The 22,277-nt window shown below is 65.2% G+C and carries 25 protein-coding genes; 3 read left to right on the forward strand and 22 right to left on the reverse strand.

Going from position 1 to position 22,277, the window contains the following annotated elements:
• On the forward strand, window positions 1–453 hold a 453-nt coding region (locus tag ACM61V_RS22525), incomplete at its 5' end, for a response regulator (RefSeq protein WP_419714770.1).
• Here the strand turns inward: ACM61V_RS22525 and ACM61V_RS22530 are convergent.
• From ACM61V_RS22530 to ACM61V_RS22595, 14 genes are all read right to left on the reverse strand, one after another.
• The gene (locus ACM61V_RS22530) at window positions 438–842 is read right to left on the reverse strand and encodes a hypothetical protein (protein ID WP_010409157.1); all 405 of its coding nucleotides are present in this window, start codon (window positions 840–842) and stop codon (window positions 438–440) included. The two genes, ACM61V_RS22525 and ACM61V_RS22530, sit on opposite strands and share 16 nt — an antisense overlap.
• Before the next feature lie 96 nt (window positions 843–938).
• Window positions 939–1,430: a hypothetical protein gene (locus ACM61V_RS22535; RefSeq protein WP_010409155.1), complete on the reverse strand. Its 492-nt coding sequence runs from the start codon at window positions 1,428–1,430 to the stop codon at window positions 939–941.
• Window positions 1,427–1,924 (reverse strand): hypothetical protein, encoded by a 498-nt coding sequence (locus ACM61V_RS22540; protein ID WP_010409153.1) that lies wholly within the window; start codon window positions 1,922–1,924, stop codon window positions 1,427–1,429. Before ACM61V_RS22540 ends, ACM61V_RS22535 begins: the two co-directional genes overlap by 4 nt.
• Before the next feature lie 43 nt (window positions 1,925–1,967).
• On the reverse strand, window positions 1,968–3,074 hold the full coding sequence (locus ACM61V_RS22545; protein ID WP_419714771.1) for a nuclease-related domain-containing protein: 1,107 nt from the start codon (window positions 3,072–3,074) through the stop codon (window positions 1,968–1,970).
• A complete protein-coding gene (locus tag ACM61V_RS22550) occupies window positions 3,071–3,928 on the reverse strand; it encodes a CsgG/HfaB family protein (RefSeq protein ID WP_010409149.1) in 858 nt (285 codons plus the stop codon). Before ACM61V_RS22550 ends, ACM61V_RS22545 begins: the two co-directional genes overlap by 4 nt.
• Window positions 3,921–4,250 carry a hypothetical protein gene (locus ACM61V_RS22555; protein ID WP_010409148.1) on the reverse strand — a complete coding sequence of 110 codons (330 nt, stop codon included), beginning with the start codon at window positions 4,248–4,250 and terminating at the stop codon, window positions 3,921–3,923. Before ACM61V_RS22555 ends, ACM61V_RS22550 begins: the two co-directional genes overlap by 8 nt.
• A gap of 26 nt (window positions 4,251–4,276) precedes the next feature.
• Window positions 4,277–4,486 (reverse strand): hypothetical protein, encoded by a 210-nt coding sequence (locus tag ACM61V_RS22560; RefSeq protein WP_010409146.1) that lies wholly within the window; start codon window positions 4,484–4,486, stop codon window positions 4,277–4,279.
• A 91-nt stretch (window positions 4,487–4,577) separates the two neighbouring features.
• Window positions 4,578–5,339 (reverse strand): hypothetical protein, encoded by a 762-nt coding sequence (locus tag ACM61V_RS22565; protein WP_010409145.1) that lies wholly within the window; start codon window positions 5,337–5,339, stop codon window positions 4,578–4,580.
• Window positions 5,326–6,057, reverse strand: coding sequence for a hypothetical protein (locus ACM61V_RS22570; RefSeq protein ID WP_010409143.1), 732 nt, complete (start codon window positions 6,055–6,057; stop codon window positions 5,326–5,328). The genes ACM61V_RS22565 and ACM61V_RS22570 overlap by 14 nt, the downstream gene beginning before the upstream one ends.
• Complete coding sequence (locus ACM61V_RS22575; protein WP_010409142.1) at window positions 6,047–6,373, reverse strand: hypothetical protein; 327 nt, start codon at window positions 6,371–6,373, stop codon at window positions 6,047–6,049. Before ACM61V_RS22575 ends, ACM61V_RS22570 begins: the two co-directional genes overlap by 11 nt.
• On the reverse strand, window positions 6,370–6,606 hold the full coding sequence (locus ACM61V_RS22580; protein WP_033967468.1) for a hypothetical protein: 237 nt from the start codon (window positions 6,604–6,606) through the stop codon (window positions 6,370–6,372). The genes ACM61V_RS22575 and ACM61V_RS22580 overlap by 4 nt, the downstream gene beginning before the upstream one ends.
• Window positions 6,607–6,608: 2 nt before the next feature.
• Entirely contained in the window at window positions 6,609–9,683 is a 3,075-nt protein-coding gene (gene mobF / locus ACM61V_RS22585) for a MobF family relaxase (protein ID WP_010409137.1), read from the reverse strand.
• A 3-nt stretch (window positions 9,684–9,686) separates the two neighbouring features.
• Window positions 9,687–12,206: a type IV secretion system DNA-binding domain-containing protein gene (locus tag ACM61V_RS22590; RefSeq protein ID WP_033967470.1), complete on the reverse strand. Its 2,520-nt coding sequence runs from the start codon at window positions 12,204–12,206 to the stop codon at window positions 9,687–9,689.
• Window positions 12,199–12,372, reverse strand: coding sequence for a hypothetical protein (locus ACM61V_RS22595; protein WP_154651477.1), 174 nt, complete (start codon window positions 12,370–12,372; stop codon window positions 12,199–12,201). The genes ACM61V_RS22590 and ACM61V_RS22595 overlap by 8 nt, the downstream gene beginning before the upstream one ends.
• Before the next feature lie 635 nt (window positions 12,373–13,007).
• On the opposite strand from ACM61V_RS22595, the gene ACM61V_RS22600 reads away from it, so the two are divergent.
• Window positions 13,008–13,226, forward strand: coding sequence for a hypothetical protein (locus tag ACM61V_RS22600; protein ID WP_010409132.1), 219 nt, complete (start codon window positions 13,008–13,010; stop codon window positions 13,224–13,226).
• Between the two features lie 180 nt (window positions 13,227–13,406).
• On the opposite strand, the gene ACM61V_RS22605 is transcribed toward ACM61V_RS22600, so the two are convergent.
• The 3 genes from ACM61V_RS22605 to ACM61V_RS22615 form a co-directional block, all read right to left on the reverse strand.
• Window positions 13,407–13,961, reverse strand: a complete 555-nt coding sequence (locus ACM61V_RS22605; RefSeq protein WP_010409130.1) for a hypothetical protein — start codon at window positions 13,959–13,961, stop codon at window positions 13,407–13,409.
• 80 nt (window positions 13,962–14,041) lie between these two features.
• Window positions 14,042–14,365 carry a hypothetical protein gene (locus ACM61V_RS22610; protein WP_069320273.1) on the reverse strand — a complete coding sequence of 108 codons (324 nt, stop codon included), beginning with the start codon at window positions 14,363–14,365 and terminating at the stop codon, window positions 14,042–14,044.
• A 712-nt stretch (window positions 14,366–15,077) separates the two neighbouring features.
• Entirely contained in the window at window positions 15,078–16,070 is a 993-nt protein-coding gene (locus ACM61V_RS22615; RefSeq protein ID WP_037447491.1) for an SLOG family protein, read from the reverse strand.
• Between the two features lie 1,051 nt (window positions 16,071–17,121).
• Between ACM61V_RS22615 and ACM61V_RS22620 the strand changes: the two genes are divergently transcribed.
• Complete coding sequence (locus tag ACM61V_RS22620; protein WP_419714772.1) at window positions 17,122–18,987, forward strand: reverse transcriptase/maturase family protein; 1,866 nt, start codon at window positions 17,122–17,124, stop codon at window positions 18,985–18,987.
• Between the two features lie 198 nt (window positions 18,988–19,185).
• Here ACM61V_RS22620 and ACM61V_RS22625 read toward each other — a convergent pair whose 3' ends face one another.
• The 5 genes from ACM61V_RS22625 to ACM61V_RS22645 all read right to left on the reverse strand — a co-directional run bounded on the left by ACM61V_RS22625 (window position 19,186) and on the right by ACM61V_RS22645 (window position 22,232).
• A complete protein-coding gene (locus ACM61V_RS22625; protein ID WP_419714773.1) occupies window positions 19,186–19,659 on the reverse strand; it encodes a hypothetical protein in 474 nt (157 codons plus the stop codon).
• 138 nt (window positions 19,660–19,797) lie between these two features.
• Window positions 19,798–20,136, reverse strand: a complete 339-nt coding sequence (locus ACM61V_RS22630; RefSeq protein WP_010409121.1) for a single-stranded DNA-binding protein — start codon at window positions 20,134–20,136, stop codon at window positions 19,798–19,800.
• A gap of 690 nt (window positions 20,137–20,826) precedes the next feature.
• Window positions 20,827–21,084 carry a hypothetical protein gene (locus tag ACM61V_RS22635; RefSeq protein ID WP_062126514.1) on the reverse strand — a complete coding sequence of 86 codons (258 nt, stop codon included), beginning with the start codon at window positions 21,082–21,084 and terminating at the stop codon, window positions 20,827–20,829.
• Between the two features lie 136 nt (window positions 21,085–21,220).
• A complete protein-coding gene (locus tag ACM61V_RS22640; protein ID WP_010409116.1) occupies window positions 21,221–21,487 on the reverse strand; it encodes a type II toxin-antitoxin system Phd/YefM family antitoxin in 267 nt (88 codons plus the stop codon).
• 268 nt (window positions 21,488–21,755) lie between these two features.
• Complete coding sequence (locus ACM61V_RS22645) at window positions 21,756–22,232, reverse strand: DUF736 domain-containing protein (RefSeq protein WP_024310589.1); 477 nt, start codon at window positions 22,230–22,232, stop codon at window positions 21,756–21,758.
• Window positions 22,233–22,277: the final 45 nt, after the last annotated feature.

Here is a 22,277-nt window from a genome sequence, read left to right on the forward strand (position 1 = left end):
ATACAGGCGGTTGTAGAGGTGATGAACACTTCGACCGTACCTTTCGCGCTCACGGTCGATGACGTCCCGATCATCCTGATGGACATGACGCTGATCCTGGAGGACGCCGGCTTTCGCTGTCATGAGGCGATGGACGGGGATACCGCGATCGTGCTGCTGGAAGAGCAGGCCGACAATACCATCCTGCTGTTCTCCGATGTCGAGATGCCGGGATCGATCAACGGCTTTGCGCTGGCGCGTCATGTCGCACAGCACCGGCCCTGGATCGAGATCGTGATCGCCAGCGGCAATATCCGTCCCGATCCGGGTGACATGCCCGAGAAGGCGACGTTCATCCCGAAGCCCTTCTCGGCTGCGATCGTCCACGAGCACCTCCGCAGGACGCTGCCTGACGGCAAGAAGCCCGCGCCGCTGAAGAATGCGGTGACGACGCCGGTTCAGCCGGGAGCCTGAGCCACCCCTGCCGAGGCGAGCAACTGCGCGTCGGTCGCGTCGCGGTTGTCGATCCACCATTTGGCGTCCGCGATGCCGAGCAGCGCCGCGCCGGTTTCGACGCTATCGAGAGGTTGATCCTTGCGCAGCAAGGCGATCCGTTTCGCGCGAATGGTCGTTGCCCAGCTGACCTGTCGTTCCGAGCCGTTGAGCGGCGCCAGCGACAGATGGGCAACGGCTTGTTGCGAGGCCGCGGCGTCGCGCTCGTTCTCTTCCTGGCGCTGCTTGCGGTAGCACGCGCCGCAGACCGTCGTGCGCAGCCAGGTGGCCTTGCGCTCCTGCTGCGACGCGAACCCGGCAATGAAATGGGTTTGCTCATGGCCGCAGGTGTGGGTGATGCGATGGTCCATGACGTTCAGCCTGTCATATGGGCCGGATTTGTTCCAGCGGGATTGAGTCGAGCCGTTCGGTTCCGGCGACCGATGCTCGCGGCATGAAGATGGCGATCACGACCCGAGTGGGCTGCTCATCACCAGCACGGTCGCGCGCGCGATCGGCGCCGGCGCTACGCCGGCTCTGAAGGGGGCGACCGCCCCCCACCGCAGCGACTTGGCGACGGGGCGATAGCTGACCGGATGGATGCCATCCCGGCTCGGTTGCGCCCGCAGCGGGATGACGGTGTCGCCGAAACGTGCCGCGATCGACGTGACAATGGATGACGCGCGCAGGTCGTAGGGGGCAAGCCAGGCCACCTTGACGGCGGTGGTTCGCCGCCTGAGCGCAAGAAGGTTGGTTGGGAGCGCCGGACTGGCGGCATCGTTCGACCCGAGTGCGATGAGGGCGACGGTGGCGGCCGAAGCGCCCCTCACCCGCCGCTCGATCTCGGCCGAACCGGCACCCACGCGCGCATGAACCTCGCAGCGTATGCCCTGTGCTGCCAATGCCTGCGCCGTGCCGACCGCGGTGCTGTCGCCCAGGATCAGGCAGAAGGGAATCATGGCCGACCAGCCTGATGGGCAAGCGGTTTTCGTGGAGTGGTCATGTCGCCGTAGGCAAGTAGCCCGAAGATGGCGACAGCACAGCCGGCGATGCCGAACGCTGCGCGTGCCAGCCCGATCAGCCGCGCCTTGCGACCCTTGCGAAGGTGGTTCCACCCTCGATCGAGCGAGGTACGCCAGGACAGCCAGCCATCGCCGATATCGCTCGCGCCGAACATCGCGATGGGGATCGCGACGGCCAGCATGATATGCCGGATGTCGGCGCGGGCGATCACGATGGCGAGAAAGGTCGCGACCAGAATGAACAGCGCGATGGCGTTGATGACGCTGTAGAGCGGGCGCAGCCGAAAGATCCGACGCGAGGGCGCAGCGAGGTAGCGCACGATCGGACGGCGGCAGGTGTCGCAGACCAGCATGTGCTGCCCCAGCGGCCAGCGGCGCATCGCCTCATGGCAATACGGGCATTCGGGCCGGGGCAGGCTGATCATATTCATGCGACGTGGCCGACCCTGATCGCATCGGGAAGTGCAGCCCGGATCACGTCGGCGACGTCGGGCACGCAGATCCAGTTGGAGAATCTCGGGTTCCAGATCGCCTTGCCCTTGCACAACGCGGAAAGAACCTCCCTGCCGATCTCATCGTCGCGCGCGGCCCTGAATGCGATGCGGCCATCTGGCAGTGTCCGCTCGACGATCCCGGCGCATACCTCGATAGGTGCGCCCGCCTTGACGGGAACCGCCTTGGCAGGGGCGATACCTCCAAAACGGTGCATTCAACCGCTACCGATGTGGAGGGACTTTGCGCCGGATGAACAGTGACAGGCTCTGCCTCGACGTACGGCGGCAATTCCGGCACAGACGCGGCCTGGACGATGGGCATGTTGATCGGCCCAGACGGGTCGCCGGTATGAGACGTATCGGCGGCGTCCGTGCTGTCAGGAACGATGCCGAGGCGGGTATAGATATCGCCCTCCTGGACATGGTCGGCGATGAGCTGGTCGGCGATCTCGACCATCTGCGCGGCGGTGACGCCGGTCGAAAACATTCGTCCCAGGGGCGATGACCCGCCGAACGGCACCCAGGCTTTGTAAAGGTTGTCGCATTTGTAGATCGGCTCGTCGCTGCCGATTTTGGAACGGTCGATCATCGCGGTGGGCGGAACGGACACGAATACGCCGACCTCCGCGAACGCCCTGTCATGCCCTTTTCGCTTCAGCCACGCCTGCAGCACCTTGCGTTGTCGTTTGGCCTGTTCGACCGGATTGGGGATGTTCTGCGGCTGACGTTGCGAGCGATACCAGACCATCCATTCGCCATGCTCGTTCTTCGAGATCCGGCCAGAGTAGTTCTTGGATTCGAAGATCGAGGCGGTGCGCGACGCCCGCGACAGCAGGATATGATCGAACTGCGCGAACCCGCCCTGCCCGTCCGGCAGGCGCAGATCGTGGATAAGCAGGTTGCGGTCGTTGTCAGGCCCGAATTGGTGATCGAGCATATAGGCGGTCTCGCGCTCGCCCCGCATCCCCTGGCGATGGTTCCGCACCGTCGATCGCACGCGCTCGGGGAGAGCCGCGAACTCGTCGGACGCCATCACTTCGTCGGCAAATGCGATCTCGGCCGCGCGGGTCGATTTCTTGCGGATCATCGTTTCGGCGTTCCCGGATTTGGCTGCGGCAGCGGTTGAACCGCCTGCGCCGGTAGCGGCGCGGAGGCGGGAGGCACCATTGCGGGCGGCTTGGCCGGCACCAGCCTCGCCTCGAGCCGTGGCCGTGCATCCTCGATCAGCTTGCGGAACGCATCGAGCGTCGCCAGCGTGGTGATCTTGCCGATGTCGGTCGAGGCGTAGCTTCCACCGAGCGCACCCACGCCAAGGCCGAGCAACAGCCCACCGCCCACGACGCCGATATCCTTCTTGCGCGCCGACCCGCTGGCGACCGCTTCCTGGATGCCGGTGTTCACGTCGACCAGCGTCATCAGCACCTGGCTTTCGAGTGTCTTCGACTTGAGCCCGACCGCCCCGCCGAACACACCGCCGACCCCGCCCCCGCTCTCACGCGACTTGGCGTCGGAATAGACCACCTTCACCTCGATCAGATAATCCGCCTTGGTGACAGGCCGGGTTGTGGCAGTCCCGCCATTGATCGCGCGTTCGCGTTCGAGCGCGCTGAACGCCTCGCCGCGATCGGCGACGCGGAAGCAATTGGATCGCGCGATCATCAGCTTGACCAGTGGCAGCGCGTCGACGCGCGCGGTCGAACCGCCGTTCTGCATCTCCGCCATGCGCATGAGCGCCTGCAGTTGCGGCGACAGGCCATCGGCCGGGTTGGCGGCCTTCTCCTCGACCAGCGCGGCAACGCCGAGCGGCACCTGGCATTGCGGCACGGCGGTCGTCTCGTCGACGCCGGTGCCGCCCTGCCCCAGCTTCTGGGCGTGGGCCATTGAAGGTGTGACGGCCGCGAGCGCGGCCGTCACGACGAGCATGCGGGTGCGATCAAGCACCGGCGCCCGCCTTCTTCGCATGCGCTGCGGGATCGCAGATCCCGGCACGCTCCTCGTCCGCCGCAACTTTCTTCGCGGCTTCGTCACAGTCCTTGCAGTCGGGACAGTCCGCGCAGTCCTTGCATTTGCCGTTGTGAAGCGCGTGCGCGCGATAGCGCGCCTTCTTCGCCTCGACCTCGCGCGCGGCATCGGTGCCGGCATGACTTCCGGCGAAGCTCGCCATCGCGAGCAGGACCGGCGCCGACGACTGCGCGCTGGCGGCCGACGGCAAGGCCACGGAGAGGGCGGCAAGCCCCAGCGCGGCGATCATCTTCAGTTTCATCGTGTGTACTCCTTCCCTGGCCGTTTTCAGAAGAAACCGTTGCGTCGGCCGTCGCGACGGTCATCGTGGCGGGCGCTGCTGTCGCCCAGCGCCGAGCGCCGGACCTCCAGCTCAACCCCGTCCCCCTTGCGGCGAATGCGGACATCCTGCGGGGCGATGTTGTTGCGCTTCGCCCAGCGGTCTGCGTCGGCATCCGAGCCGAACTCGCCCATTTCCTCGAAATCCCAGTTGCTCATGTCTCCTGTCCCGGTTGATCGCCGTGCCGGCGCGCGGGGGCCGGTCCTGGCGGTGCGATGCGAAATCCCCGCGCGTGGATGAAGGACAGTGTCACTGGATCGAGGCCGGTTTGGCGGCGATGCGCCGGACCACGAGATTGCTGTCGGCCCCCAGACGAAGATCGAGCGTGTGCCCGACCCGTCGCGTGAACAGCATCACGCCGGCAACCTCGTCGTGCAGCGTGCCCTTGCCGAAGAAGGTCCGAGAATCTGCCCATTCGCGGCCGTGGATGAAGCGGACGCGATATTGGCCGAGCGGGGCTGGCACGGTGACACGCTCGAAGGCGCGGACATAGACCGACAGCCGGTTCTTCGCCGTCGCCGGATCGAGCAGCTGGACGATGCTATTGTCTGCCGCACCCTGAATGGTCAGGTGGCTTCTGACGGTTCGCAGGTCGACGCTGGAGGAGACGGCGACCGTTCCCGATTCCGGAAAACCGGTGTTCGTCCCCACGATTGACGCGAACAGGCTGGAGGTTGCGCGCTTGATCTGGCCCTGCCCGGCCCAGGCCGCAAGGACCAGTGCGATGGCAACACCGACGCCCAGCGCCTGCCAGTAAGGGGCCGGCGTGAAGCGCGGGCGGGGCCGCCATCGACCGCGCTGATAATCGTGGCCCCTGTTCCTGGCTTCGAACCACGACCCTTTCGATCCGCCAGATATCCAGCTCGCGCTCCCCAGCGGCACCGATTTCCTGAACCCGAAGCGGTTCAGCTCGACCCGTGCCTTGCGATCGTTCCATTGCGTCGCACCGGGATCGAGCCCCTGCCGCTTGCGGTAGCGATCGCGCATATAGTCGCGATCATCGATGCCCATCGACCACCTCCATCGACTGCGAGGGGAGAGCCAGGGGAAACACGTCCATTCTGGACAGCATCGCGTGATCGCGCAGCGAGGCCTCGACGGCGACAACCTCGCTCGAAGTCAGTCCAGGTTCGCGTCGTACGAACAGGATGGTCGACGCCGATCCTGCCAGCCAGCGCGCGATGGAGATCCTGGGCATCAGCCGGTCGTGGTCGGCGAAAGCGTGGGTCGCTCGTCGCACGCCGGCCAGCACGGTCATTCCCCAACGCAGGGCGTGACCGTTTCCAGAATCGTGTCCCGCCGCCTCTGCGACGGCTTCCGGCGGGAGATCCCGTATCAGATCGCGGACGGCCGAAAGGGTCGCACCAGGTTCATCGCCGGCATGCTGGATCGCGCGGAGCAGCACATAGCGCGAAGCGCAGGTGTAGCCCGAGCAAACGTCAGGATCGTCGGGAAGGAACGCTTCGATCGCGGACGAGCGTGCATAGTCGCTCGGATGGTCTGCGAAGAAGTCCCAGTTGCCGCGCGCGGGGTCGATCAGCTGGTCGCGGACCTGGTCGGCGAGTTCGGCGATCGCGTCGCCATCGCCGAATACCGCGAGCCGGCCCCCGTCACCGGCGCGGACCGCTTCAAGCGCCGCTTCCGTCAGATCCGCGGTTTCGGCGATCGTGAGGGTCGCGTGCGTCGGCTCGGGTTGGCGCCGGAAGCGAAAAGGGAAACTACCGTCCACCGGGCGTACCTTGGGTTGCGGGCGGAACGAAAATTCCACCATCGGTGTGAAGCGACGCGCTGACGATTCCGCATCCGACCGCCCAGGCGAAGGTGAAAGCCGCCACCGCGGCCGCCAGGAGTCCCGCCTGACGCAACCGGCGCGTCAGCGGGACGATCATGCGTGGTGCGGTTGACCGTGGCTCCACGGGCTTCCTGCGGGCCTGATGGCCATACTCGGCCGTTCCCTCGATCGCGTCGCAGGGCGGCGTGTCGAGCCGCGAGGTCCGACCGATGCGGGGAGGCCCGTGCATATAGTCGCGGTCGGCGAGGCTCATCGTGCTGGCTCGGACCGGACCCGGAGGGCACGCAGCGCGCGGGTGAGCGGCAGGAGTAAGACGTAGGTCAGGCCGAAAATCGCGGCCATCGCAAGCGTTTCGCCGCCCCAGTCGAGCGCATCGTCGCGCCGCGCGAGCTGGCTGCATTGCGTGAGCGTATGAGTGTCGAGGTCGCAGGCGTGCCAGTGCTTGGTGGCGATCACCTGGTCCCAGGTCGGTGGTGATGTGGTCATGCTCATAGCTCCAGTCCGATGTCCTTTTCGGGGTAGGGAAGTTCAGGCCCTTTGGGCTCGACCGGGACGCTGAACCGGGAGAGGTCGAGCGAGGGATCGGTACGGATGTCGATCTTGCCGCCGGTCGAGGGGCGGGCTGTATCTGCGCTCGGCTCGCCTCCGACTTTCTCCGGTCCGCGATCGAGGTCGGGCGGCAGCGAAGGGTTGAACGTCTCGCCCGCGCCGGCTTTCGTGGCTGCGCCGGCAGCGCCGCGATCGGGGTCGATCGACAGCGCGCCGGTGGTCTCGAGCGCCGAGGTCTTGTTGCCCTCGTTGCGCTCGATCGCGGCGGTCAGCTTCTCGCGGTCGTCGGTGAACAGCTGGATGTCGTCGCGGACGCGCGTGACGGTGACGTTGAACAGCCGCTGGTTGGAGAGGTTCGATTCCCTGTGGCTCATCACCGCGATCGCGGTGTCGGTGGTGATGCCCTGCGCCGCGTGCATGTTGAGCGCGTAGGCGAGGCTGATCCGCTCCATCATCGGATCGCCCGCCTTCAGCTCGTGGAGGGTGCCGTCGCTCGCCTCCACCTTGATCCCCGACGGGTCGGCCGAGACGACGCGGGCGATATCGTTGTTGTTGAGGCCGCGGTCCTTGTCGTTCTGGGTCCAGCGGATCTTGTCGCCCTCATGCAGCTTGATCTGCTCGCGCTGGGCGAGCTGCATCGCGTCGGTCTTGTCGACCGGCGATATCTTCTGCGGATCGAAGGTCCGTACCCGGTTGCCGATCTGGACCTGAACGCGCCCCTTCGCGTCGACGCCGAGCACGTCATAGGTGCCGGGGCTGAGGCCGAGCTCGCGCATGGCATGGCGCAGGTCGATCACCTGGCCGGGCTTATAGGTATGCGCGTAGCGGAGTTCCTCGCGCGTGACGTTGACCTTGTCGAGGACCGGGGTGACGACGCCGTCCCCTTTCAACGTGCCCTCCGCGGCGAGGCCGTCCTGGATGCGCACGTTGAGCTCTGCGCGCGCGACGCGGCCCGACGAGAACATCGCGGTGGTCTCGCGCTGTTCGGGGGTTAGGCCCAGCCAGTGTTCGGCCGCGGCCTTCACATGCTCGGGGTTGGCGGTGACCTTGTCGCCGAGCATCGCCATCGCCTCGCGCACCTCGCCGCGGTTGGTCAGCGCGGCGACGGTGCGCAGCTGCTCGGTGCGCTGGCGCAGATTCTCGTCCATCCGCGCCAGCGTGATCCCGCCGGCCTGCGCGAGCGCGAACGCCTTGCCGGCGTCGACCGCGGTGATCTGCTGGCGATCGCCGATCATCAGGAAGCGATCGACGCCGAGCGCATTGGCGATGCCGACCAGGTGCTTCATCTGCTCCGAGCCGACCATCGAGGCTTCGTCGAGGATGAGCGTGGTGCCGGCGAGCGCGTCTCGCGCGCCGTCATAGCCCGCGCCCTTCCCAGCGAGCGCGTGGCGGGCATAGCTGTGGACGAACGAGGACACGGTGCGGCTCTCGATGCCGGCTTCGGCGCCGAGACGATCGGCGGTCGCCTTCATGAGCGCGAGACCGACCACCTTGCCGCCTTCCTGCTCGACATTGCGCGCGACGCTCGCCAGCATGGTCGACTTGCCGGCGCCCGAGACGCCCTGGACCGCGACGATGCGATCGGCGGAAGTGAGCGCCATCGTCGCGGCCGCCATCTGCCCTGCATTGAGTTCCTTGTCGCCCGATGCGGCGTTGATCCGCTCGATAACGGTGTCGGCGGAGACGATCACCCGCCCCTCCCCCTTGCCGCGCTCGATCTCTGCAAGGATGCCGCGCTCCGTCGCGAGCGCCTCGGGCGTCGTGACATGGGTGACGACGCTGTCGATCCGGTCATCCTTGCCCGGAATCAGCTTCTCGTTGCGGATGAGCTCGGAGACGCGCGCGTCGACATGCGCGGCGGTGACACCCTTCAGCCCGAGGTCGAGCGCGGTCCTGGTGATGTCCGGCACCGCGAACGCGGCTTCGCGTTGGGCATGGATGCGGATCGCGGAGGCGACGGCGTGCTGGGCGCGCAGATCCACCGGCGCGATGCGCAGCCGGTCGAGGCCGCTGGCGACGAGCGGATCGGCGGGTCGGAATAACTCGCCCAGGCTTTCGCGGAGATTGGCCAGGACGTCACCGAGGCGCTCCATCGGTCGTGGCTGGGCATCGAGGCCGCTGGCGCCAGCACGCTCGCGCGCGGCATCGACCAGTGCCTTGCCGTCGAATCCGAGCGCGGCCGCCCGGTCACGCCATTCCTGGCGCAGGGCATCGCGATCCTCGACGTTCAGCTTGGCGTCGCGGGTATTGTTGGTCACCTTGCGCAACGCCTCGGCGGAGGTGACACCGAGCTCGCCGGCTTTCGCCAGGATATCGGCGCGCCGCTGGCTGAAGGTGTCGATCACCTCCTTAGGCACGCCGGCGATCTCGAACTGGCCGTGCTTGCCGGTGACGCTTGTTTCGTAGCCGATCTTTGCCAGCTCGGCGCGAAACTGGGCGTGATAGGCCGCGCCGATCGTGGTGTTGTTCTTCCAGAGCTGCTGGTTGTGGAGCGCCTGCCATGCCCCGTTCGCCATCTTGGTCATGTTGGCGATAAGGACGTGGATGTGGCCCTGCGGATCGAGAGCGCGGCTCGTGTCGTGCTGGAACAGCGCATAGACGAGGTTGCCGGTTCGCACCGCATCCCCTGACCTGGACTGATCGTAGGTGCGGCCTTCGGCGAAGGTCTTCTCGACCCATCCCATCGTCGCCTTTACGGCGTTCATATGCGCGGTGAGGACACGGGTGTCGCAAGCGACATAGGCCATTACGCTGGCGGACTTCGGCATCGAGAAGGTCAGGTCGACACCGAGCCTGCGACCCTCGACCTGCCCGACCTTTTCGCCATCGGGCATCTCGCCGTTGAGGATCTTCTCGAAGTCTTCCTTGGTCACCTCGCCCTTGAGGCCAAGGTCGGCCGCGCCCACCCCGCCCCAGGCGGTCGCCTCGGACGAATGCTCGGCGGTGTAGTAATCGTCCTTGGCGAAATACTGCGCCGCGCCGGAGGCGGACTTGACGGAAGCGACCGACAGCATCGGCTACATCCCCATGTCCATGTCGTCATCGATCTCCGGCGAATGATCCGGGCCGTGATGACGATGGTGGTGATCGGGGTCGCGCTGCGTCGCAAACCCATCGCGCAATTCGCGGGTCGCCTGGTCCTCGTGGCGATCGGCATCACCGCGATCGGACCGGCTTTCCGGGGCATGGCGTGACGCCTCGCCGCGCGTCGGATCCACCCCGCTCTGCGGACCCGCACGGTTCTCGATCAGGGACATGCCCATGCCGCCGAGTTGGGCATCCAGACTGGATGAACCTCCCGTCACAGGCTTGGAAGGTTCGCCCCCGACCCTCGTTGCGGCATCCGACGCGCGGACGGCATCGACGCCGGTCGGGCTGCTGGCGACGCCCTTGCCGGTTATCTGATCGATCACCACCGGCAGCGACCCGGTGACCTCCATCGCCGCAGCCGCCTTTTCAGCCTCGCTACGCGGCTTCTCGGGCTGCGAGGCGGTCAGGTCCGGCTCTTGCCTTTCCTTCGCCTCCACGCCCCCCACAGGCCGTGTGGGGGTATGCTCGCGGCCACCCTCACCCCCCTCATCCGCGCCATTGTTCCGGGTGTTCTGACGACGCCGGTCTTCCGGCGAGACGTATTCGGTAGGCTTGAAGTTCTTGCGGGGCACCGCCCCCGGCGCGACCTCGGCATAGGAGCGGTATTTGAGTTCGATCCGCGCAGCGGGAAATCCATCGGGAAACTTCACGAAGCCGTGGAGCGACGGCAGGTTGTTGATGTCGTCGGGGATGACCAGCGGCTCGATCGCCGTGCGAGGCGTGAGGGTCGAGGCGTCGCGGGTGTTGTTGTAGCCGTAGCTGTAGGCCTCATCCATCTGGCGGACCTCGCGGCTGCCGATGAACTCGGAGCACTTTTCGGCTGTGGTTCGATCGGCGGTGGCGAGGATCAGCTTGGTGCGCGCAAGTCCGGTGAGCGCGGTCGCGTTCTGCAAGCCATAGGTCGCGACCAGCTTGTCGAACGAGTGGATCCCAAGGACGAACGCACCGCCGAAGTTGCGGGCCGACTGGAGGCCATGCTCGATACCAGGAAGCGCGTGAAGCGCATGGACTTCGTCAAACAGATACCAGGTCCGCAGGTCACGGGTCTTGGGCAGGCGCATGAGGTTGTTGACGGCCAGATCGATCCACAGCGTGAACAGACCGCGGGTCATCTCGAGGTCGTTGTACGAGCCGGTGATGAACATGATCGAGCCGTCGCGATTGTCGGTCGCGATCCAGTCGCGGATCGAGAAGGCGGGCGGGCCGCCCGGGACAGGGTCCGGCATGAAGCGTAGCGCCTGTCCGTTGACGTTCAGAACCGAGCGGATCGATTCCGCCATGCGGGCGGCTTTCTCGGTCGTCAGCGGGGCGGCGATGGTGTCATCGAGCTTGGCGTTGATCGACTTCAGATCGGCCTGCATCAGGTGGTGCGCGATCGCGGCGTTGTTCGCCTCACCCATCTCTTGAAGCTTCAGGCACATCTCGATGAAGAGCATCCGCGCGGCGTTCTGCCAGAACGGTTCCTTGTCGTCGGGATGCGAGGGAATGAGGGCCGATGCGGCCGAAACGAAGTCGGCATAGTTGCGGCATTCGTCGAACAGCGTCCACGGCGCGCAACGCTCGTCCATAGGGTTGAGAATGACGTCGGTTTCTGGGTTGTAGAACGTCTCCACGAACACGCCGGTCAGGTCAAAGATGACCGCGCGATGACCGCGCGCGCGAAGCTGCGAGACGTGGCTGCGCAGCTGGGTCGTCTTGCCGGTGCCGGTGGTGCCGATGAGCATGGTATGGCTCTGTTCGAGCCGCCACGGATAGGGGATGCCGGCGATCGTGTATGGAACGTGGATGCCCCGGTCGATCCGATCGAGGATCGGAGCCTTGGCGACGAGTTCGGGGACGTACGGCGGATCGTGTTCGGCGCACTCGGTGCGGAACTTGCGTCGGTTGTGGCCGCTGACAGTTTTGACGAGCACGTCACGCTCGACCAACAGGGCGCCGCGGTTGTGGCGTTCCTGGAGCATGTCGCTGCCGCGCTTGTTTGCCCACATGATGAACCACATGATGATCGGTGCTGCGATGAAGGCCGACATGACGAGTGTCGTCAGGAAGATCTTGACCGTCTTCGCCCAGGCATGAACGACATGGGGTTCGTAGGGGACGTAGCCGATCGGAACCTTGGTCACGATGCCGTTTGGCAAGGTCAGGTTGATGAGGTGGAATTTGTCCCCGCCGACCCACGTCCAGATGGCGGAATAGAGCTTCATCAGGTCGAGCTGGAATTCATGCTCGGCGAGGCCCAGCCAGACGAAGATATTGAACAGGACGATGAACGTCCCCAGCCATATCCAGATGGGCACCTGGAGGCCCGCCCAGGTCATCTTGTACTGACTGGCGAGAAGCTGCGAACCGCGGGTGAAATTGCCCGAGTTGCGGGTGATCCGCCCCCGCGCGGAATGGTGCTTTACGGTCGCCGCCTGACCGTTGAACCGGATGTCGCCGCTACGCATGGAACGTCGCCAGGCGCTCCTTCGCGGCTTCGCGAAGCTGGGGTACGACGTCGCCGTGATCGCGTGTGATAATCACGTCGATCGCCGCCTGCATGTACTCGAGAACGAGGACCGCACGGGTGATGTTGAAAGTATGCTCGGCCTCAGCGAAACGGATACCGAACATAAGCGCAGTGCGCGCGGCCTCAGACCGGGAGCACGACCGTTTCGCGGCTACACGATCAAGTGCCGCAATCTCTTCAGACGAAAGTCTGAAAGCTATCGTCGAGTTAGACATTCACCACCCACTTGAAAGTGGCTGGTGGGGTTTTCGGAGAGTGGAAAATACTACAGCCTGGTCCCGAGGTATAGAGTGAAAACGCATTCACCCTGCAAACAGGGATTTTCGCGCGTTCTCAAGCGCTTAGGGGAGAACCACCAAGGCGTTTGCAGGGGCAAACATGTTTGCCCCTGCAAACGCCGGCAATTACAGACACCTAACCTGCGGCGTGCCGCGTACGGTGTGCAAATCCTTGGGGACTGTCGCGGTGGTGGTGGCATCATGGCTGGATGTCCGATCATTGGACTGGGTTCCGGGAGAGTAAGCGCCGCAGGCAGGCGACCACCGGACTGGACCGAAGGGTATTGGGCGGAGCAATCCCGCCCGACGACGGACCTGGCCGAAGGTCAGTGTCCGTCGCCTCATGCTGGTCCGGTAAAGCCGGACCAGCGAGCGATTATGAGTGTCGCTATTGTGCCGGTGGAGCGGTGCTGGCATCGTGGGAAATGGAGGCCGATCCACGATCAGAAAAGGCAGGTCATATGGCACGGAGTATCGAGCAGGAACGGGCACAGCTTGAGGCGGACGAACAGCGGCTCAACGAACGCCGCAAGCAACTGGCCGATCGTGAGCGTTCGGAGCTGCTGAAGGAGGTGGAACGGTCGGGGTTGATGAAGGCCGATCCTGCCCAGTTCAGCGCGATCATTGGAGCGATCAAGAAACTCGGGATCGCCGAGACCGTGAAGCGCCTGACCGCGTAAGCGGGTCAGCGCGAAAGCGGGCTCAAGCCCATCATGCAAATAGAAGGGGAGCTGCCGTTAGGCGCTCCCCTTTTCAATGCTTGGGCCGAGTTGGCGAAGCTTCGGTCCATTCAGGCATAAGAATGGGGAGCATCGAGGCGAAGCCCGATGCTCCCCGACGCGATGGCGACTGGAGGGAGGCTATCCCCAGACCATGCGTATCCCTTCACTGGTGTCGGCCTGAGCAGCGAGGGTGTCGAAGCGTTCGAGGTAACGACCATCGAGGCGACCAAGGTCGCGGCGAACATAGGGCTGGCCGAGTGTTTCGCGTAGTTGCCCGATGGGCATGCTGCCGCAATTATCGTCCGAAAGTCGCAGCGCGTCGAGGACGTGGAAGGCGTTGCCGTTCGCGAGATTGATCTCCGCTGCGCCGTCCGGGGTGCTGGCGACGCGCATCGTGATCGTGCGGGTCGCGTCATCGTGCCAGAAGCGCACGTTGAGGCCACGGAACTGGGCTTCCTCGACCACGGCGATGACACCCACATCGTGATCGAAGATCGCGCAGATCGACGCGAGCGACCAGGGGCAGACGCGAGCTTCGAACGAGCACGACACGAGCGGGTCATCATCCTCGTCTTCGAGCAGCTGGCCACGTTCGCGGGCGAAGGCGCGGAACGCGGCAAGCTGGCGGGCGGTGATGACGGCGGGCGCGGCGTCGGCTTTGCGATCGACGCTGAGGAAGAAGGTGATCGACATGGTCTGTCTCCCATTGGAACCATCATCTCCGGTTCCCCTCCCCTTCCGATCCGTCAGGATCGGCATGGCCGTTCACGGGGTCATGGGTCGGTCCGCAGGACCGGGTGCCCGAGCGATGCGTAGCTGGTGCTCGCAATGCGCAGGCATTGCGGCACCGCGAGCGAGCCGGGCATTGGTCGGACTGCGCCGGTCGATGCGTAGCGAGCGCGACACGCGCAGGCGTGGCCGCGATGCGAGCGAGACGGGCGCGGTCGATAAGCGGGTGCGATCGGCACGAGCGAGGCGTAGCGAACCGGCGATCCGAAGGGATCGTCGTGAAGCGAGCGAGCCGTGCCGGTCAGCCCATACTCGATCGCATCGGCACGGCGCGATGCGCAGCGGCAGCGCAGGCGATGCGACGGCATCGCCGCGCCCGCCAGCGAGCCGTGCCGATGCCGCAGTCGAGACGCCGGCTGAGCCGCGACGGTCGATGCGTAGCGAGCGTGACACGCGCAGGCGTGGCCGCGATGCGAGCGAGACGGCGTGGCCGATCAATGGGTGCGATCGGCACGGCGCGATGCGCAGCGGCAGTGCAGGCGATGCGACGGCATCGCCGCGCCCGCCAGCGAGCCGTGCTGATGCCGCAAGCGTGACGCCGGTTGAACCGCGCCGGTCGATGCGTAGCGAGCGTGACACGCGCAGGCGTGGCCGCGATGCGAGCGAGACGGCGCGGTCGATAAGCCAACGCGATCGGCACGGCGATGCGTAGCGAACCGGCGATCCGAAGGGATCGCCGTGAAGCAAGCGAGGCGTGCCGATTGGTGTTCAACGACGATCGCCAGTCGTATCGGCCGAGGCGTAGCGCGCTGGTCATCGCATTCAGCGATGACCGCAAAGCGAGCGAGGCGATGCGACGGGTGTCGGTATCGACCCCGGCACCGGCGAGGCGTAGCTGGCAGTGGCAATGCGACGGCATTGCCCTGCCGCGAGCGAGCCGTGCCGAGCGGGCAACGTGGCGTGATCGACCGCAAGGTCAGTCCCACGCGGCGCGATGGGGCTCGATGCCCCGGAGCGCCGCCCAGGGCGACGTAAAAAAGGGGAAGGACTCCGGTTTCCCGGAGCCCTTCCGTGAGTGCGTCAGGCGCGACGGCCGCGCTGGCTGGGCTGCACCGGCGCCTGTCCGTCCTTGCGGAAGACGTGGAGCGGTACGCCGGCGGTTCGCAGCTTGCGCGCGAAGTCGATCTGGACGCCCGATCCTTCGCAGACGATCGCTTCGACGGGACGCAGCGAGGCGATGCGGTCGTTGCGGAGGAACCCGCCCCGGTTGCCGTGGCGCTTGTCGAGGAACATGCGCACCAGCTTGACCTCGCGCGAGGCCGCCCACGACGCTGCGATGGCGTCGGCACCCTTGTTCATGGCGGTGGTCATCAGGACCATCGACGGGATGCGACGCTTGATCTGGTCGAGGCGTTCGAAGAGCTGCTCGTGGTCGTGCCATTCCATGCCGCCCGAGAAGGCGACAATCGGGCCGCTCGGGTTATGCTCGTCCCGACGCTTTGCCGCGCGCGCCGCCAGATAGTCGGCACCGTCGATCATCGAGGCGGTCAGCTTGGACGACACCCTGCTGCCGCGGACGGTCGAGAAGGGCCGTCCGGTCTCGACGCGATACACGTTCCCGGCGTGGTCCCGCATGCAGCGCATCGCCTCGGCGCAATTCTCGAGGGTCTGGCAGAGCAGCTGGGTTTCTTCGAGTTCCACCGCGTAGATCTCCGAGGGGTCGTAGCTGCGCACCAGGTCGCCCAGCTTCTTGGCGGCGTCATCCTCCCGCCCCTCGATGCGCTTGGCCACCATGTGGAAGCTGTTGACGAAGCCCCATGCGAGATCGGCGGCGAATTCTTCCATGCGGGTGTCGCGGAACACGTCGAACATCGTCGCCAGCATCTGCTCGACGGCGTGCGCGGCCTGCTCCGGGTCGGGCATGTCCAGCTTCTCGGCTTCGCTGACGATGGAAAGCTTGGCCATCTCGCTCGCCTCGATGAACGCCCCCTGATAGGTCTCGGTGGTGTCCTCGTCGGCGCGGCGCTCGTTGATCGCGCGGCCCATGTCGTTGAAGTTGCTGTACTTGGTCATGATAGCCTCCATGAGTTGAAAATCTCACCTTCTCTCGGTGAGGAATCTCATCCGGCATGCGGCGGTCAGGGCGGTCAGGGACGTTAACCGGGAAGCCGCGGCCCGCAGGGTCGCGGACCCCGGTTAACGCTCGCGCGCGGGGGAGCCGATTTTCTCGTGCCCTGGAGGCGGAGCGAAGCGGAGGCGGAAGGGTGCGTGAAAATTGGGGGGACCGCGCGTCCTTGACGGCCCGCCAACCCCGCATGCCAGACTTCCTCATCACAGAGAGAGAAAATATTATGTTGTGGTGGGCACGCCGGGTCGGACCGAGCACGGGCGGCGGTGATGCGCCGCCAGGCGCAGCGCCGCAAAGGCAGCGCCAGTGAGCCCGGGAGGACGAGCCAGCTGCCGCCGCCCGCGCGCAGGACGCCCGGCGCCGGCATAGGGATCGTCACCCGCAGGGCGTGCGCCGTTGTGGCGCGAAGAAGAAAGGAGAGTTCGAATGAACTGAGCTTATTGGCATAGCTCATGCCTGACCGACTTACCGGTGCTGGTGATGAACCGGCTGAGATTCCGAAAGGAAAACGGGACCATAGCATGTCGGGGTACGGATCGAAGTTGGGCGCCGCAGCCTGACGGTTGACCAGCAGGCAAGGCGCGCATGGTGAAGACTTGATTGTTTGAATCCCAGTTTCCAACGACCACTAGGTAGGTGACGGTGAACGCGGCTGACACACCGTCTCGAGCGGAGCGAGGAGCACGGCCCTGCAAATCGCTGCCAGTCCGCCCGGCGTGGCCCCGGTAAGGGGATTAAGGAAACGAACGGGGCACCTAAACGCGCCGCGACTCCTCACTCGCGCAACTGCGGGATCGCCTAAACAGGACGGCTTGCCGGACCTGCATGGCGACGGAGCCGTCATAGTAGTCAAATGCCCGGTGTAATGGCCGGGACAACCGCCGAGAGGCGGACGGGACAGCGGTATAAGCGGGAGCGATCCTTGTCGAAATCCGCGCGCCCGGGCGAAGGACGGCAGTTCTGTAAACTCGATGGATCAACGGAAAGGAACTGCTGATGCAGACCGCTACTATCCTGAGACGGATCGAGAAGCTTCCGGCCCTGTCGCGGGCGGGCAAGCGGATCAATGGTCTCCACCGCCTCATGCGGTCCCGCTGCTTATATGAGCGGGCTTATGACAGGGTATCCCGAAACCGGGGTGCCATGACGCCGGGAGTAGACGGCCAGACCTTCGACGGCATGACGCTGGCGAGGCTGGATCGTCTGACCCAAGGCGTGGCGGAAGGCCGTTACCGCCCTCGTCCAGTGCGGCGGGTCTATATCCCCAAGGGTAATGGTAAAATGCGCCCATTGGGCATTCCTACGGCGGATGATCGCATCGTTCAGGAGGCGGCGAGAATGATCCTCGCGGCGATCTATGAGCCTGTGTTCTCGAAACACAGTCATGGGTTTCGCGCGGGTCGCTCCTGCCACACGGCTCTCGAAGAGATCCGCAGAACCTGGACGGGCGCGAAATGGCTGATCGAAGTGGATGTTCGCGGGTTCTTCGACAACATCGACCATGATATCCTGCTCAGCCTATTGGCCCGCCGGATCGATGATCCTGTGTTCATTGATCTGATCGGGACGATGCTCAAGGCCGGGTGCATGGACGAATGGAAGTTCGAGCGGACCTATAGCGGCACTCCACAGGGCGGGGTCATCTCGCCCTTGCTTGCCAACATCTATCTTCATGAGCTTGACTTGTTCATGGAGGAAATGCGGGCTCGCTTCGACAAGGGCGTCAAACGGCGGGCCAATCCCGCATATGTTGTCCAAAGCCAGAAAATCGCCGCACTTCGCAAGGAGATCGATGCAATCCGTGCCGTTGGCGCGGATGAGGCAGAGGTCCGAACCCGTCTTGCTCGGATCGAAGCCATCAATCGGGATCGACGGAAGATATCATCCGTTGATCAAATGGACCCCAACTTCCGCCGCCTGCGCTATTGCCGTTATGCCGATGACTTCCTCGTCGGCGTGATCGGCAGCAAGGCGGAGGCCGTCCGGATCATGGCCGATATACAGCACTTCCTTGCTGATCGGCTCAATCTGGCGGTATCACCGGAGAAAACCGGGGTTCGCGATGCGTCGAGGGGATCGCCCTTTCTTGGCTTCCATGTATGCGCCTTCACGTTGCGCTCTCCCGGTTCAATGGCGGGGCGTCAGAAGGTCGGCGGCGGGATGCGACGCATCCTTCGTCGGCCAACGCGGGGGAACATCAAGCTGTGGGTGCCAAGAAACCGGGTCTATGCGTTTTGCAGGCGCAAAAAGCTCGGCAACCTCGACATGAGGAATGGCCGAGTGCGTCCGCAACTCATGGAATCCAGTGTGGCGGAGATTATCGTTGCCTATAACTCAGAGTTCCGGGGCTTCGCGAACTATTATGCGATCGCCGATGGCGTGAAAGCGTCACTCGACAAGTTGGAGCTGGTCATGCTCAGGAGCCTCTTTGCGACTGTAGCATGCCGGCGACGCTCGACGAGGCGGCAGGCCGAGGAATATCTGAAGATGGGGTCGGATCACGGTGTTATCACCGTGGTTCGGGGCGAGCCGCGCGTCCATAAGGTGTGGAAACTGAAGCATCTGATCGTGAAGACGTGGGATAACCCCCTCGTCGACTCCATCACGGTAGGCTCTCGCCTTGCGCAGAGCCCGAACGATCTGGTCACGCGCCTGAGTGCCGAGCAATGCGAGGCATGCGGCGACACCGATGGTCCGTTCGAGATGCATCATCCCAATCGCCTGAAAGATAAGCGACGCGACCAACTGACGCCTTGGGTACAATCGGCACGACGGCGCAGGACAGTCGTCCTGTGCCACAAGTGTCATGTTGCGCATCACGGTGGCCGGATGCCTGTCAGAATGGAGAGCCGTGTGCATTGAAAGGTGCAAGCACGGTTCGGGGGGAGGCGCTGGGGCGTCCTCGAAAGAGGCGTCTCGCGTCTACCCTACGGAGACCCCGCCAGGGGGCTCCGTGAGGCCCGCCAGGGCCGAATAGAGCCCGGTCCCGCCCACAAGGCGGGACGCCCCGCCCTGCCCCTCTACGGCCGTCCCACAGCCAGCACAGCAGGATCAGCAGGATCAGTCCCATTCATACTCGCCACCGTCATCCCCGGCATCGTAATCCGGCATTTCCTGGATTCCCGGATCATCCGGATCGCGGTGTGCATCGGGGTCCTCGCCGTGCGGGTCGGTCTGGATATCCGGTTCGCTTGCGAACCGGATATCTTCATCGACCCGGTCAGCAATGTCCGGCTCGACGGCACTGTCATCGTCGAGCCAGCAGGAACGCGGACACTGGAGCAGCTGGTGACCACGATGGACGAAGGGCTGGCCGTTCATCAGGATGGGTCGCTCGGCGAGACGCCGGCAGGGTTCATTGCGACGGTTGCGGAAGCCGCACGGCACCGCCAGCGGGGCGAGCGCGACGGCATTGCCGTCGTGGTCGCCGCCGGCGGGTGCCGGCTCGTCGACCCGAGCGACCGGGTCCGGTGCCGCAGGTATCGGCTCGGGCGCGAACGGGTCGCCGTCGAACATGTCGCGCTGGACGGTCATGGTGCCGGACCTTTCAGGTGAGCGCGCGCTGGCGCAAGGCCGCGGTGCGAAGCACCGTGGGCGAGGCGTCCTGCGCGGGCGATGATGAAGCATGCGCGAAGGGCGACGCCCGCAGGCGCCGCCCGGTTCGCTGGCCGGTCAGTAGAACTCGGCGCGATCGGCGATGATCTCGCAGCCGTAGCGGTCGTTGCCGTCGCTGTCCTGCCAGCGGGTGTAGTGCAGGCGTCCCTCGATGGCGATGAGGTCGCCCTTCTTGCGGTTGCCGGCGATCGCCTTGGCGAGGCCGTTGAAGCAGGTGACCTTGTGGTATTCGGTCTCCTTGACGGTGAAGCCGTCGTCGCCTTTGTAGGTGTGGCCGTCCTTGTTGAGCTTCGGGCGATCGGTCGCCACGAAGATGGTCGCGACGCTGGTGGCGCGATTGACTTCGCGCAGTTCGGGGGTGCGGGTCAGGCGGCCGACGAGGTTCACGTTGTTCATGGCATTGCCTCCTTGGGTTGGTCGGCGGTCCGTCCGCCGGTGTCACCTGAAGGGCGTCGCGGTTCGGGGCGTCGCACCGGAGGGCGAGCTGGGCCGGCGCGCAGGCGGCGGGCCTGGTCGACCGGAGGGGAACCCCTTTTGCAGGGGTGGTGCGGGCAGCCGCGCGAAGCGCGGCAACACGGCCCTGCCAAAGGGGTTGCGAGGCCCCGGGGCGCGGCGCAGGTGACACGAAACGGCGGATGGGCCGTCGATCAGCCCAAGGTTCCCGCAGGCATTGCCATGGACAAACCTCGTGAACCGCTCATGTCGGTCGCCTGACCCGTACCCCCGAACGACCCGGCGCGAAGGCAGGCGTGCCGCCAGCGTCGCTCGCTGACCGACGTGGTGCCGCTCCGAAGCTCGACAAGGACGGCCGCGCCCGGGCGACGACGCACCGGCAAGGAGACCGGATGCCGCAAGGTCGCCCGACGGCCGACCCTCGCCAGGGCGATCGCCGGCAACCGCATCGGACCTGGGCGTCCTCATCGCCATCGGGGTTAAACGCCTGCCGATACCCGCTGGCAGGACAGCGACGGCTTTACGCGCCGCCCGGCTGCGAGATCATCGCCGATTGTGATGATCTATCCGTCCGGTCAGCGAACCGGGCTGTGTCTGCGGGCGCCGCCCTTCGGGTTGGCGAGGATCGATCGCCTACTCGGTTCGCCGGGTGGGGGTGATCCGATGCTCGACGATCAGCGCCGCGACACGTTGTACGATGCGGCTCGGCACCTCGGCGATGATGGTGCTACCGTCGTTACCGGCGCGAACGTCGGGTCCGACCCATGCGAAATCGTTCACGTCGTCCCACACGATGCGTGATCGGTCATCGAGGCCGAAGGCCTCAATGAATCGCGGCGGCAGAGGGATGGATGCAGCCGGTGAATAATCGCGCGTCGTCAGTGGCACCATCAGGACACGGAGCCTTCCGGCTGAGCGATAGCTGCCAACCACCATGCAGGGGCGGAGTTTCGAGCCGTCCTCGTCGCCCCGGTTATGTTCATGCCGCCAGAGGTAGAAATACCAGATCAGGTCACCGGCTTGCGGTTCAATCGACGTACTGATCGTTCTGGACGGACCCGGCGCTGGGCGTCGCGGTCCTGATGGCGTGGATGGCTTCATCGCTCAACTCCTGCGGCGAGAGCGCGAGGTGATCGAGGCGGGACAAGCGTTCGAACTCGGAGGCGGGTAGCATGACCACGCGGGCAGCGCCGTTGCGCTCGATTGCGATCGGATGCGTCATCGCCTCGTCGTAATAGAAGCCGAACCGCTTCGACACGTCGGTCGATCTGGCCTTTTCGATTGTAGGGGTCATGGTTTCCCTCATCTTTCGTTACGCGGCCGGGGATCGATTAAGCCCTGCGTCCCTCCAGGATGGGACCCTCATCTGGTCCTGCCAATGTTGTAACGGCCATCTTTCTGTTACATGGGAATCCGTATCTTCCGTAAAACGGAAGACAATCCGTACACCACGGACCGCGCGGCTGCAACAGGCACTAACGGCAACAGGGACCGCTTCGGCGATGAAGCGATCCCCGTCGAGGTGGCGATACGGGCGACGCGTCAGCGCCGCCCGATGCCGGTCAGACCCTCTCGTCGACCGGCGCGGTGCTGGCACCCAGCCCGTCTCCGGTGTCATCGCCTGCGCCCGAGGTCGCCACGTCACGGCCATCGGCGGTGAAAGGCAGCGCGGGTTCGCCATCGTCCGCCTTGACCCCGAGCGCGGCACCGACGTCGCGGCGCTTCTGGGCGCGCTGCCACACGACGTTGTACGAGCCGTCGTCCTGGCGGAAGGCCGAGACCTGGAGCGGCGCGGCGAGCGACGGATCGTCGATGCGGCCGTTGAGGAACGCCTCGCCGGTGTTGTTGGAGGTGAGTTCAAAGAACGCGCCGACCTGCACCCACGTCCGGCCCGGGGTGAGCGCATGGATCTCGTAGCGCGGGGCGCGCGGATTGGACGACTGGACCGGCTTCAGCGCGATCGTCATCGCGACCGCGAGGGTGGAAATGCGGCCCATGAAGATGCCCGCGTCGTTCTGCTTGATCTGACCGATGTTCATGACGTGTCTCCTGATGTCGTGCTGGACCCCATGTCCTCGACACCG

This window comes from Sphingomonas sp. TX0543 (assembly GCF_048565505.1).
Classification (GTDB): Bacteria; Pseudomonadota; Alphaproteobacteria; order Sphingomonadales; family Sphingomonadaceae; genus Sphingomonas.